Below are 12546 nucleotides of genomic sequence, written 5' to 3'. Positions count from 1 at the left end.
CGAGCCTAGCACCGATGTTCGAATGCCGCGAAGCGCAGTGCGCTTCGCGGCATTTTTCTACTGACACGCAACTCCGGCGGCAGCAAACATGGTATCGAATGCCGCGCCGTTATCGACGGCGGGACAGCCCGCCGTGAATACACGCTTAGCCCGGCTGCTTACCCGATCCAAGATCGGCGCCCGTTACCGGATCCGTTGCCGTATCCGATGCGGTCCGCGCGGCCAGCGCGCCTAGCACTTCCACATCCGCTTGCGTCACGTTGACGGATGGCAGACCGTCACCGCCATCCACTGCCGGCTGCGGCGTTTCGACGAATTCCCATTCCGGGCCCTCGTTCCACGGACCGCGTGCGTCGCCTTCACCCGCCGACATGTTGTAGTACACGTTTGTAAATTCCGGAACGCCCGGCAGTTTGCCTTGCGGGAAGTTCGGCTGGATCGAGTGCAGCGCTTTCTCGAAAGACTTCTGGTGAGCGATCTCGCGCGTCATCAGAAAACCGAGTGCTTCCTTGATGCCTGGGTCGTCCGTGAGGTTCAGCAGTCGCTCATAGACGATCTTTGCGCGCGCTTCAGCAGCGATGTTCGAACGCAGGTCGGCGGTCGGTTCGCCAATCGTGTCGATATACGCAGCCGTCCACGGTACGCCCGCAGAGTTCGTGAGCGCAGGCCCGCCGCCATACAGCAGCGCCGTTGTGTGCGAGTCGTTGCCGCCGCCCGTCAATGAGCGATACAGCTCCGCCTCCTGCTCGACACCTTCGGCGAGCTGGCCCTTCGCACCCTTGTTCAACATAGCGACGATGGAGCCGATTACTTCAAGGTGACTCAGTTCTTCAGTAGCGATGTCGAACAGCAAATCCTTGCGACCCGGGTCGTCTTCTGCGACGGCCTGAGTGAAATACCGGCACGCGGCTGCCAGTTCGCCTTGAGGCCCGCCGAATTGCTCGAGCATCAGGTTGGCGAGCCCCGGATTAGGGGCGGCTACACGCACCGTATATTGAAGTCGCTTGTTGTGAACGAACATTGGCTTCTCCGTTGAGTATGGTTAGGAAACTATGGACTGCACGCTTGCCTGCGCATGCCGCATACCCGAGCCGGTTCAACGGGCGTGGTGCGCGTGTCGATGGCCTGGCACACCCGTTGCGGATCGCAGGGCTCCTAACCACTTATCTTGGGAGTTGCATATGACACAGCGGAAGACCATCGACGATCTGTTCGTTCACATGCTGTCGGATATCTACAGCGCCGAGAAGCAGTTGACCAAAGCATTGGCGAAACTCTCGCGTGCTGCGTCCGATCCGCAATTGAGCGAGGCGTTCAAGATGCATCTGGAGGAAACGCAAGGACAGGTGGAAAGAATCGATAAGGTTGTAGAAACGAGTGGCGTGAAGTTGAAAAGAATGAAGTGCGTCGCGATGGAAGGCTTGATCGAGGAAGGGCAGGAGCTGATCGACGAAATCGAAAAAGGCGCAGTGCTCGATGCAGGTCTGGTCGCCGCCGCGCAAAAGGTGGAGCACTACGAAATCGCCGCGTATGGCAGCCTCTGTGCGATCGGCAAGCAGTTGGGCTTCACTGAAGCCGTCAATCTGCTGAAGGAAACGCTGGAAGAAGAAAAGGCAACGGATTTGAAGCTGTCCGAATTCGCCGAGCGAGCCGGCAACGAAAAGGCGAAGCAGCAGAAGTAAGTGGGAAAGTCCCGCCGAGTGAACAACGAAGCGGGACTGATGCAGCGGTGTTGATGTCGTGATCCCGCCCGTTCAGGGCGGGATTTTTTTGCGGGCCACGCGCGCTGCATTAGCCCGCACCAACTTCACGCGTCAGGTTCTGTCGCCCACGGCACGGCTGCCGACTGCGTCGAGCTTGCCCTGCAGTTCCATCTTGCGCTGCGCGATCTTCTGACCGAGTCCCTTCACGTTGAGGTTGGCCTTTCGCAATTCCGGAAACAGCTCGTTCTCTTCTTCTTCCACGTGATGTTGAACCATTTCGCTCATCACCTTGAAAGTCGCGTCGAAGCCTTTATCCCCCGCCTTAAGCGTTTCGAATTTGCTGATTAGCGTCTTCACGAGAAAGTGTTCGACGTACGCTTCTTCCACGTCGACCACATCGCCTGACGGCAGTGCTTCAGCCGCAGCCGGGTAAAGAAGTTCTTCTTCGATGATGGTGTGAATGGTGAGCTCTTCGCACGCACGTTGTGCCAACGTGGCTTTGGCTTCCAGGTCGTCTTCTTTGGCTTCTTTGAACGCGGTGAATAGCCGTTCGACCGCGCGATGATCTGCGATCAGTAGTTCGAGTGCATCGTCTGTGTTGGGGTTCGGTTGTTTTTCTGGCATGTCGCTCTCCATGTTGAACGCCGCTTGGCGGCAGGTTTGGACGGAGTACCGCAAGCACTGTGCCTATCCGTTGCAGCCTAGCTTTTACTCTTGCGCGGTGCCGCAGCGTTCAGAAGCGGATTGAATGCTGCGGTCCCGGCCGGTTGCCGCGTGGGTGGTTCGGAGTCTTTGGTTTTCGCGGCACGGCCGCGCCGCGCAGGGCGAGCACTGCCGGACAATTGCTTTGCCAGCTCCTGGCTATCTTCATCTTCGGCTGCGGATTCTTCTTCCGCGGGTTCGTCTACATCTTCGGCTTCCTCGGCTTTGCTCGACCCGGGCGCTTTCTTTTTTGTTCGCGATGCGTTGGCAATGTGCTCGACTACTGACATGAATGATTTGCGCGCCGAGCGTAACGATTCGCCAGGCAGCATGGTGAGAACGACAACTTCGTGAAGTGAGCGTCCGTCGACGGTGCGTTGAGCCGGTTCCGTGTCCCAGTCGGCCTTCTCTTGCGCGAAAGCTGCCAGAAGCCGTTCGAGGACAGCGGGCGACAGCACGCCGCCGTCATACAGACTGATGATTACGCGCTCGGCGAGAGCGAACGGCGTTGCGGAAGTTTTGGGCATTGTTTTCACCTCCTCGCCGGGCGCGCTGGTTCGGCGAGTTTCCGTCGGTCAGACGTTTTGCCTCGCTTCGCTGCCCTTCAACTCGCCGTGCCGATGGGCATGCGTGGCCGCGTATTTGAGTTCAAAGTGCGCGCCTTTACCGCTGCGCGTCGGTGGGAAATGCTCTCCCTCCACGCACGTTACTTCGAAAGTGTTTTTGCCGTCCTCGTGAACGACTGAATAGATGCCGGACGTCTTGACGATTTCGCCGGGCTTGAACGAGTTATCTCCTGCCATAGTGAAACTCCATAGGGTGAGTCAGCGACAAGCGTCGTCATGCAACGCTCGTGCCACGCGTTCCGGTGCGCTCAAAACACCCGCAATGGACTTGACCTGCGCGCGGGCCCGACCGGACTGCTTTCTTCGAGCAATATCTGAACGATGCCGCGAGTCGACACGCTGACCCATGCCGAATGGATGTCTGTCACGCTGACCCATCGGCATCGGCTGATCTCATTGTCCGGGATCGGCTCGACATCGTCGGGAATATGCGCGGCAAATACATAGTGGCGGGTGCGAATGCCCCAGAACTCGAAAATGTACCGAAGCGCGATGTCGGTCATTCGAGTTTCTTCAAGAAGCTCACGAGCGGCCGCGGCGGACACGGGCTCGCCGGCCTTGCATCGACCGCCGGGCAGCGCCCATCGACCGTTGGATCGAGCGACGAGCAGGATGCGATTAGCGCGCAGGCAAAGGACGGTGGCTCGATGCTTCATGGCGTGTCAGGAAAATTCAGGGCGACGTCTCGCGCACGTCGCATGTTGCATGCCTTGCCGATGAGTCGACCGGGAACCGTAAATGCTACTTGCACAACGGCGCCTTTGGCTTAGCTGCTGGCTTTCCGTATGTAATCCAGTCCGAATCTTTGTCTGTAGAGGTGGTGAATATGTCGAAGCCGCATCGGTTTCCTCCCGCACTTGCGGTTCCCGCTGTCGTCTTCATCGTTATCGGCTTGGCGCTAGCCGCGGGTGGAGCCCGGCTCGTTTCGCTGGGTGGTTCGTGGTATTACGTGGTGACGGGGATCGCAATTGCGCTGACCGGTGTGCTGCTCAGCATTCGCCGACGTTCGGCTCTATGGTTGTTCGCGCTGATCCTGTTCGGTTCGACGATCTGGGCCGTGGTGGAAGCGCGCTTCGACTTCTGGCAATTGCTACCGCGCCTCTGGGTGTGGCTTGTGCTTGCTTTGTGGCTATTGCTGCCGCCCGTCACGCGCAAACTGGTGTTCGGGCCACCGGCCGCGCATCGCGAGGGCGTGGTGCCGTTGACTGCCGCCGTGGTGTTGACCGTACTACTGGGCCTCGTCACAGCGTTCAATCATCCATATGATCGCGCGGGCACGCTGGCCTCGACTGCGGCTACGCCTTCTACACCGATTGCCGGCGACGCGAACCGGCAGGCGGGCGACTGGACCGACTACGGCGGCTCACCGTTCGGTCAGCGCTATTCGCCGCTCACACAGATCACGCCGGACAATGCGGGGCAATTGAAAGTGGCCTGGCAATTTGAAACAGGCGACAAGCCGGGCCCCGGCGACCCCACTGAAACCACCGATGAGAACACGCCGATCAAGGTCGGCAACAAGCTTTTCCTTTGCACGCCGCACAGCATCGTGATCGCACTCGATCCGGCGTCGGGCAAGGAGCTCTGGAGATACGATCCGCATATTCAGAGCCCCGTTGGCTTCAAGCACTGGGAGCATATGACTTGCCGCGGCGTGTCCTATCACGACGACGCCCTGTATCCGGCAAATGCCGCGGTAGCGGCGACGGATAACGCGACGGCGGCCTCGGCTCCGACTGCAAGCGCGGCTGCAAGCACGGATGCGAGTGCGAGCGCAGGGTCCGGCGCTGCCGCTTCGAATACCCAGGCATCGGCTTCGGCGCCTGCGGCGGATGCCGCATCGGCAAGTACCGACGTGGCCAACGGCGCTTCCGCAGCGCCCGGCGCGGCGCAATCGGCATCCGCGGTCACGGCCGCCAGCGATTCGTCGGCGGCCGCCCAGCAGACGGCCACCGCAGCGGTGAGCGCCGAATGCCCGCGCCGCATCTTCCTGCCAACCGCCGACGCGCGTCTGATCGCGCTCAATGCCGATACAGGCCAGCCGTGCACGCACTTCGGCAATAACGGTCAAATCGACCTGCGCACGAATATCGGTCCTTTCACGCCGGGCGGTTATTACTCGACGTCGCCGCCCGCAGTGACTCGCGATCTGGTCATTATCAGCGGTCACGTCTCCGATAACGAATCGACCAACGAGCCCTCGGGCGTCACGCGCGCGTTCGACGTGCACGACGGTCATCTGGTGTGGAACTGGGATGCGGGCAATCCAGACGAGACGCAGCCGATTACCGGCAACCAGACCTACGTTCGCAATTCGCCGAACATGTGGTCGGTGTTCAGCGTGGATGAAAAGCTCGGCATGGTGTATTTGCCGCTCGGCAATCAAACACCCGACCAGTGGGGCGGCGTGCGCACGCCGGCTTCGGAGAAGGTCGCGGCGGGCGTCGTTGCACTGGATCTCGCAACCGGCAAGATGCGCTGGAATTACCAATTCACTCACCACGACCTGTGGGATATGGACGTAGGCGGTCAGCCTTCGCTGATCGATCTGCAGACACCCAGCGGCGTGCAGCCAGCGCTGATCGCATCGACGAAACAGGGCAGTCTGTACGTGCTGAATCGCGAGACTGGCAAGCCGATCGTGCCGATCACGGAAGAACCGGTGCCGCAGGGCGCGGGAACCGGCGATCACACGTCGCCTACGCAACCGTTTTCCGCACTCAACTTCAAGCCGCCGAATGTACGCGAGCGCGACATGTGGGGCACCAATCCTTTCGATCAGCTGTGGTGCCGCGTCAAGTTCAAATCGCTGCGATATGACGGGATGTTTACGCCGCCGTCGGAGCAGGGATCGCTCGTATTTCCGGGTAATTTCGGCGTATTCGATTGGGGCGGCATTGCGGTCGACCCGGTTCGGCAAATACTGATCGCGAACCCGAGCTACATGGCTTTCACTTCAAAGCTGGTACCGCGCTCGCAGATTCCGTCGGAGAGCGGGGACAAGAAGGGCAGTGAAACAAGCGGCATCAAGCTCGCGCGCGGCACGCCATACGGTTTCGAACTGAATGCGTTCCTCTCGCCGCTTGGCATTCCGTGCCAGGCGCCGCCTTGGGGATACGTGGCGGGCGTCGATCTGCGCACGAACCACATTGTGTGGGAACACAAGAACGGCACGATCCGCGACAGCGCGCCGTTGCCCATTCCCATGCCGCTCGGCGTGCCGAGTCTCGGCGGGATGATCACGACTGCCGGCGGCGTGGCGTTCCTCTCCGGTACGCTCGACTACTATCTGCGCGCTTACGATGTACGTAACGGCGACCGGTTGTGGCAGGCCCGCTTGCCGGCAGGCGGGCAGGCAACCCCAATGACCTACGCCGACAGCAACGGCAAGCAGTATGTACTCGTCACCGCGGGCGGTCACGGCTCGCTTGGCACGAAGCAAGGCGATTATGTGATCGCGTACACGCTACCCTGAGGGACAGCGTTCCTCAGGATTGCGGGCGAGCGGGTGCCAACAGGAACATTGCAGTTCGGGCCCGCCGCGGGCTTGCAACAGGCGCGCAAGTTTCTGCGGTAAGTGAGCGGATGCACGTCATTGTGCACACGGTTGAAATCGTTACGCGTCAGTGCGCAAACATTCCAGCCGGCGTGACGCGCGCAGGGCGTCAAAGATCGCTCAATGCGTAGCTGCATGTAATACAGCTTTCAATATGCCTGCCACGAGGGCAACCGTTGCAACGCCCAGCATCCACAAGCCGACAAACCATGCGAATCGTCGCCACATGTCAGTGATATCCCTCGCCGGGACGCATTTTGCCTTTGAAGACCGAATAGGCATAAGCCGTGTAGCCGAGAATCATCGGAACGGTAATCACGGCGCCCACCAGAAGGAATAACAGGCTTGCGCGGGGCGCGGCCGCATCGCGGAAAGAAATCGCGGGCGGCACGAGATACGGATACAGACTGATCAGAAGACCCGCATAGCAAAGAATGAAAATGCCGTAGGCGAAGAGCAAAGGCAGCGCCTGGCGCCGCGCCGAAAGGCTGCGCCAGAAGCCGGCCGCGAGAAGAATGAGCAATACCGGCACGGCGGCGGTGAACGCAATGTCCGGCCAGCGGAACCAGCGCGCAGCGAGCGAGCCTTGCAGCATCGGCGTCCACAGCGTGACCACGACGATCAGCGCAAGCACCGCGACTGCCGTGGTGCGCGCATACCGCCGGCAGCGCTCGTGCAGCGGCCCTTCGGTGCGCCAGATCAGCCAGCATGATCCGAGCAATGTATAGCCGACGACGACGGCGAGGCCGCACAGCACGGTGAAGCCGGTAAGCCAGTCCCACCAGCCGCCGGAATACGATACTCCCTTGACGTGGATGCCCTGGAGCAGCCCGCCCAGCACAAGTCCCTGGCACAGAGCGGCCATGGTGGAACCCGAGAAGAAAGCGACATCCCACCACGCACGGCCGGAACCTGTCGCGCGAAAACGGAATTCGAAAGCCACGCCGCGAAACACGAGTGCGAGCAGCATTGCGATGATTGGCGGATAGAGCGCGGGCAGGATGATCGAATATGCGAGCGGAAACACGGCGAAAAGTCCGCCGCCGCCGAGCACGAGCCATGTTTCATTGCCGTCCCATACGGGCGCGATGGTGTTCACCATCAGGTCGCGATCGTCCCGGCTTCGCTCGACGGCGAACAGGATGCCCACGCCGAGATCAAACCCGTCGAGCAGGACGTAGGCAAGCACGGCGAACGCGAGGATACCCGCCCATACGAGCGGCAGATCAATCGTGGCGGCTGTCATGACGATCGTCCCGTGGGGAATTGTTGCCTGTGGTGGCGGAAGTGGGCTGCCGTTGCGCCGGCCCGGGCGTGATGCCCGCGCTGCGATGCGGCTTGTCTTTCGCGGGTCCTTCTGTCGCGAGCGATGGCGGCCTCGCCATGAGCCGCAATAGAAACACCATCGCCGCGCCGAATACGATCAGATACACCACACCAAAGGCCGCAAGCGACGTCGCGACGCCTGGGGCGGCGATGGGCGACACGCTGTCGGCAGTGCGCAAGTGGCCATACACGGTGTAGGGTTGACGGCCCACCTCGGTCACGGTCCAGCCGCATAGCAGCGCAATGAGACCGGAAGGTCCCATTGCAACCATGAGCCTGTGCAGCCAGCGCGCGCGATAGAGCGAATGACGCGCCCGAAGTGCCAGACTCGCGAAACCGGTCAGCGCCATCAGCACGCCAAGGCCCACCATGATGCGAAAGGTCCAGAAAATAAGCGGCGAAAAGGGGCGGTCCTCTCGCGCGAATTCCTTGAGCCCTCTGATCGAGCCGTTCCATGTATGCGTGAGAATCAGCGCGCCCAGGTGCGGAATTTCGACGGCGTAGTCGGTCGTTTCGGTCTTCATATTTGGCATGCCGAACAAAATCAGCGGCTGGCCTGGTTTCGACTCCCAGTCGCCTTCGAGTGCGGCGATTTTTGCGGGCTGATGTTTCAGCGTGTTTACGCCGTGCGCGTCGCCGGCGAGAATCTGGATCGGCGCGACGATGCACGCCATCCATAGCGCCATGGAAGCCATCAGGCGCGCCGGCTCGTTGCGGGAATCGCGCAGCAAGTGCCATGCGCCCACCGCGCCGACGATGAACGCCACGCTCAGATAAGCCGCGAGCACCATATGCACGAGCCGGTAAGGAAACGACGGATTGAAGATGATGCTGAGCCAGTCGGTGGGAAAGAAGCGGCCGTCGACCAGCGCGAATCCTTGCGGCGTTTGCATCCATGAATTGGCGGCCAGAATCCAGAAGGCGCTGATCAAAGTGCCGATGCCAACGAGCACCGTGGCGAGAAAATGCAGCTTGGGACCGACGCGGGTCATGCCAAACAGCATCACGCCAAGAAAGCCGGATTCCAGAAAGAACGCTGTCAGTACCTCGTAGCCCATAAGCGGGCCGACGACAGGTCCTGCCCGATAGGCAAAGCCCGCCCAGTTGGTGCCGAACTCATACGACATGACAAGGCCCGACACCACGCCAACGCCGAATACCACCGCGAAAATCGTCAGCCAGTAGCGGAATACGGCCAGGTATACCGGCTTGCCGGTGAACAGCCATGCGCCCTCCAGCACTGCAAGATAGCTCGCAAGCCCGATGGACATGGCCGGGAAAATGATGTGAAAGGCGATGGTGAAACCGAACTGCGTTCGGGCAAGGAATAGAGCGTCGGCCGGGGGTGGCATTACGGTACCTCGAGTAATGAACGTGGCTGAACTAAAGGACGGAACCGCATTTTTTGCGCTGCAACGTGCTTCTGCATCCGAGCAAACGGGTGGCCTGATCGTGCCGCGCCGACAGAGCGTGGGCGCCACGAAAGGCTCGTAATCCTATTGTCAGGAGCATGCGCTCTTTCCGTCGACAGGTACACACTTTGCTCTCTTTTTGTACTGACGTTCGCGCGGAGACAGCAATGAAAGAGAAGGACACGACACGAGACTACCCCTATGCATCGGGCGGATGGGGATCGCTGAAGGCGGTCACGTCAATCCTGGTACAGGAGCACGTTGGCCTGAAAGATGGTGCGGTGCTTGCGAAGCAGAATAAACCGGACGGCTTCATGTGCGTGAGCTGTTCGTGGGCCAAGCCGGCCGACCCGCACGTGTTCGAGTTCTGTGAGAGCGGTGCGAAGGCTACCGCCTGGGATCTCACGTCGAAGCGAATGACGCCCGAGTTCTTTCAACTGCATACCGTGACCGAATTGCTGTCGTGGCACGACCATGACCTGGAGGAAGCGGGGCGGCTCACAGCGCCTATGCGCTACGATCCCGCCACCGACAAATACGTGCAAGTGGAATGGCAACAGGCATTCGACGAAATCGGCCGCGAACTCAACAAGCTGGAGCCAGACAGTGTGGTGTTCTATGCGTCGGGCCGCGCGTCGCTCGAAACGTCGTACATGTACCAGCTTTTCGCGCGCATGTACGGCACGAACAATTTGCCCGACAGCTCGAACATGTGTCACGAAAGCACCAGTGTCGGGCTCAAGGAAGCGATCGGGGTGGGCGTCGGCACCATTACGCTCGAAGACTTCGAGAAGACTGACCTGATGTTCTTCTTTGGCCAGAACGTGGGCACCAATAGTCCGCGCATGCTTCATCAATTGCAGGACGCGCGCAAACGCGGTGTGCCGATCATCACGTTCAATCCGCTTCGCGAGCCGGGGCTCGTGCGTTTTGCAAATCCGCAGTCGCCGTTGCAGATGCTCACGCCCGACAACACGCAGATCAGTACGCAATATCATCAACTCAAGACCGGCGGCGATACCGCTGCGATTCTCGGCATCTGCAAGGCGGTGATTGCCGCGGACGATCTGGCCGTCCAGCAAGGTGCGCCGCGTGTCGTCGATGCGGACTTCATCCGCGATCATACGACCGGTTACGAAGCATTCGCGAACTATGCACGAGAGGCGTCGTGGGAGGACATCGAAAACGTCAGTGGCCTGACTCGCGACGCGATACAGGCTGCGGCAGACGAGTACATGAAGGCGAATGCGGTAATTGTCCATTACGGCATGGGACTGACGCAGCACCGACTCGGCGTGCAAAACGTCCGCATGGTGTGCAACCTGCTGTTTCTGCGGGGCAACGTGGGCAAGCCCGGTGCGGGGCCTTCACCTGTGCGCGGTCATTCCAACGTGCAGGGGCAGCGCACAGTCGGCATTACGGAGAAGCCCGAACTGGCGCCGCTCGATAAGCTGGCAAGCCAGTTCTCCTTCGAGCCGCCCCGAAAAAAAGGCCTGAATACCGTCGAAGCGTTTGAAGCGATGCTCAAAGGAGAGGTAAAGGGCGTATTCAACCTCGGCGGCAATCTCGTACGTTCTGTGCCGGACCGCTTGCGGATAGAACCTGCATGGAGAGGTTTGCGCCTCAATGTGAACGTCGCGACCAAGCTCAATCGAAGTCACCTCGTACACGGTGAAATCTCATACATTTTGCCGTGTTTGAGCCGCATCGAAATCGACCGGCAGGCGAGTGGTGACCAGGCTGTTTCAATGGAAGACAGCACCGCCTGCATGCATGGCTCGCGTGGCGTGGCGGAACCGGCCAGCGACAACATTCGCTCGGAGCCTTACATCGTCGCGGGAATCGCGAAAGCGACCTTGGGCGCTCGCTTCAACGTCAATTGGGACGCATGGCGAGACGATTACTCGGTGGTGCGCGACGAAATAGAAAAGACGTATCCCGACATATTCCGCGATTTCAACCAGCGTATGTGGACGCCGGGCGGATTTCACAAACCACTCCCGGCGCGCGAGCGGCAATGGAAGACGAAAAGCGGCAAGGCAGAATTTCAGGTACCGAAAGCACTCGGCGAAGATCCCGACATGCCCGAGCGCGAAACAGACGCGCTCCGACTGATGACCCTGCGCTCCGACAGTCAGTTCAATACGACGATCTACTCGCTGGACGATCGCTTTCGCGGCGTCAAGGGCAACCGCATGATTGTGCTGATGAATGAGGACGATATGGCGGCGAGCGGTCTGTCGGAAGGCGACAAAATTGGCTTGCAAACCATTTCCGACGACGGCTTCGACCGGCGCGTAAGCGGCCTCACCGTCAAGGCTTACGACATTCCCCGTGGCTGCATTGCCGGCTATTACCCGGAATGCAATCCGCTACTGCCGCTCTGGCACTGCGCCGAAGAAAGTAAAGTGCCTGGCGCCAAGTCTATTCCTGTGCGGATTGTCGACAAACCGGGGGTTCAGCCTTCTGTATGACAGACCCGCCGGGCCGGATTGCCCGGCGGATTCCGGAGCTTCCTTCAGGCGCGCTCAATCGGCGTAACGCGTTCTGCGCGACTTCGGCAAGCAATGCGTGGCGCCGATCACCAGCAGAGACCCGAGCAGGAAGGTGGCAATCGGGAATGTGCCTGCAGTGTTCACTGCAATTTCGCGCGGACGCTCACCTAGGAGCTGCATTCTGCGGCGCGTCATTTTCGAGCCGAGTGAGCGCAGCTCGCTTTTCAATGCCCGCTCAGCCGTGGGCAGTAGCACGGTTTCTTCATCGGCCACATGATGCATAACCTCGCGCATCAATTGCTGGAAGAGACCGTCGTACGCTGCATCCTCGGGTCCGCTTGCGCGTAGCTTTGCGATCGTGGCGCGCATTTCATCGTGTTCCGGCTGGCTCTTTTCGAGCGTCTTATCCTCGCTCATTACACCGGCCAATGCCGGATAAAAGATTTCCTCTTCGAGTTGCGCGTGTATTTCAAGTGCCGCGCAGACCGAATTGACGATTGCGCGCTTGCGCCACCATGGACTGTCTGCGTGATAGCGATGAAACGCGGCGAGTACATGCATATGATCAAGCCGGATCATCGCGGTAATGGTGGGGGACATCGACGAATTGGTCTCGGGCATGGCAGTTCTCCAGAATGACGCGGCGCCGCGCGTCGGTTTGTGGGGATTGCCTGCACGCGAAGTCGACATGCGCAATGAGCACGCGAATCCGCATGCGGGCGCTCG

Annotated in this window: 11 protein-coding genes; 3 read left to right on the top strand and 8 right to left on the bottom strand. The window is 60.2% G+C overall.

The window, feature by feature from the left end; all coding sequences use genetic code 11:
• Positions 1-145 precede the first annotated feature (145 nt).
• A complete protein-coding gene (locus JMY24_RS10915; RefSeq protein WP_128586356.1) occupies positions 146-1021 on the bottom strand; it encodes a manganese catalase family protein in 876 nt (291 codons plus the stop codon).
• Between the two features lie 160 nt (positions 1022-1181).
• Between JMY24_RS10915 and JMY24_RS10910 the strand changes: the two genes are divergently transcribed.
• Entirely contained in the window at positions 1182-1682 is a 501-nt protein-coding gene (locus JMY24_RS10910) for a YciE/YciF ferroxidase family protein (protein ID WP_128595092.1), read from the top strand.
• A gap of 132 nt (positions 1683-1814) precedes the next feature.
• Here JMY24_RS10910 and JMY24_RS10905 read toward each other — a convergent pair whose 3' ends face one another.
• The 4 genes from JMY24_RS10905 to JMY24_RS10890 all read right to left on the bottom strand — a co-directional run bounded on the left by JMY24_RS10905 (position 1815) and on the right by JMY24_RS10890 (position 3687).
• Positions 1815-2327, bottom strand: coding sequence for a hemerythrin domain-containing protein (locus tag JMY24_RS10905; RefSeq protein ID WP_128586358.1), 513 nt, complete (start codon positions 2325-2327; stop codon positions 1815-1817).
• A gap of 77 nt (positions 2328-2404) precedes the next feature.
• Positions 2405-2932, bottom strand: coding sequence for a hypothetical protein (locus JMY24_RS10900; RefSeq protein ID WP_128595093.1), 528 nt, complete (start codon positions 2930-2932; stop codon positions 2405-2407).
• Between the two features lie 48 nt (positions 2933-2980).
• Positions 2981-3208, bottom strand: a complete 228-nt coding sequence (locus JMY24_RS10895; RefSeq protein ID WP_128595094.1) for a hypothetical protein — start codon at positions 3206-3208, stop codon at positions 2981-2983.
• Positions 3209-3279: 71 nt separating this feature from the next.
• Positions 3280-3687 (bottom strand): NUDIX hydrolase, encoded by a 408-nt coding sequence (locus JMY24_RS10890; RefSeq protein ID WP_128595095.1) that lies wholly within the window; start codon positions 3685-3687, stop codon positions 3280-3282.
• 170 nt (positions 3688-3857) lie between these two features.
• Between JMY24_RS10890 and JMY24_RS10885 the strand changes: the two genes are divergently transcribed.
• A complete protein-coding gene (locus tag JMY24_RS10885) occupies positions 3858-6506 on the top strand; it encodes a glucose/quinate/shikimate family membrane-bound PQQ-dependent dehydrogenase (protein WP_201702028.1) in 2649 nt (882 codons plus the stop codon).
• A 310-nt stretch (positions 6507-6816) separates the two neighbouring features.
• Here JMY24_RS10885 and cydB read toward each other — a convergent pair whose 3' ends face one another.
• Together cydB and JMY24_RS10875 are read right to left on the bottom strand one after the other, a co-directional pair.
• On the bottom strand, positions 6817-7833 hold the full coding sequence (gene cydB / locus JMY24_RS10880; protein WP_128596887.1) for a cytochrome d ubiquinol oxidase subunit II: 1017 nt from the start codon (positions 7831-7833) through the stop codon (positions 6817-6819).
• Complete coding sequence (locus tag JMY24_RS10875; protein WP_128596888.1) at positions 7814-9265, bottom strand: cytochrome ubiquinol oxidase subunit I; 1452 nt, start codon at positions 9263-9265, stop codon at positions 7814-7816. Before JMY24_RS10875 ends, cydB begins: the two co-directional genes overlap by 20 nt.
• A gap of 227 nt (positions 9266-9492) precedes the next feature.
• Here JMY24_RS10875 and JMY24_RS10870 point away from each other — a divergent pair, with 227 nt between their 5' ends.
• Complete coding sequence (locus JMY24_RS10870; protein ID WP_201702026.1) at positions 9493-11799, top strand: FdhF/YdeP family oxidoreductase; 2307 nt, start codon at positions 9493-9495, stop codon at positions 11797-11799.
• Between the two features lie 54 nt (positions 11800-11853).
• Here JMY24_RS10870 and JMY24_RS10865 read toward each other — a convergent pair whose 3' ends face one another.
• Positions 11854-12441, bottom strand: a complete 588-nt coding sequence (locus tag JMY24_RS10865; RefSeq protein ID WP_128596889.1) for a hemerythrin domain-containing protein — start codon at positions 12439-12441, stop codon at positions 11854-11856.
• Positions 12442-12546 lie beyond the last annotated feature (105 nt).

Origin of the sequence: Paraburkholderia kirstenboschensis, from assembly GCF_904848585.1 — a bacterium.
GTDB lineage: Bacteria > Pseudomonadota > Gammaproteobacteria > Burkholderiales > Burkholderiaceae > Paraburkholderia > Paraburkholderia kirstenboschensis.
This window is presented reverse-complemented; position numbering and strand designations above follow the sequence as displayed.

Coding starts and splice junctions, on each gene's coding strand:
- JMY24_RS10905 (WP_128586358.1), bottom strand. CDS start 2,327: ATGCCAGAAAAACAACCGAACCCCAACACAGACGATGCACTCGAACTA.
- JMY24_RS10910 (WP_128595092.1), top strand. CDS start 1,182: ATGACACAGCGGAAGACCATCGACGATCTGTTCGTTCACATGCTGTCG.
- JMY24_RS10890 (WP_128595095.1), bottom strand. CDS start 3,687: ATGAAGCATCGAGCCACCGTCCTTTGCCTGCGCGCTAATCGCATCCTG.
- JMY24_RS10915 (WP_128586356.1), bottom strand. CDS start 1,021: ATGTTCGTTCACAACAAGCGACTTCAATATACGGTGCGTGTAGCCGCC.
- JMY24_RS10900 (WP_128595093.1), bottom strand. CDS start 2,932: ATGCCCAAAACTTCCGCAACGCCGTTCGCTCTCGCCGAGCGCGTAATC.
- JMY24_RS10875 (WP_128596888.1), bottom strand. CDS start 9,265: ATGCCACCCCCGGCCGACGCTCTATTCCTTGCCCGAACGCAGTTCGGT.
- JMY24_RS10895 (WP_128595094.1), bottom strand. CDS start 3,208: ATGGCAGGAGATAACTCGTTCAAGCCCGGCGAAATCGTCAAGACGTCC.
- JMY24_RS10885 (WP_201702028.1), top strand. CDS start 3,858: ATGTCGAAGCCGCATCGGTTTCCTCCCGCACTTGCGGTTCCCGCTGTC.
- JMY24_RS10870 (WP_201702026.1), top strand. CDS start 9,493: ATGAAAGAGAAGGACACGACACGAGACTACCCCTATGCATCGGGCGGA.
- JMY24_RS10865 (WP_128596889.1), bottom strand. CDS start 12,441: ATGCCCGAGACCAATTCGTCGATGTCCCCCACCATTACCGCGATGATC.
- cydB (WP_128596887.1), bottom strand. CDS start 7,833: ATGACAGCCGCCACGATTGATCTGCCGCTCGTATGGGCGGGTATCCTC.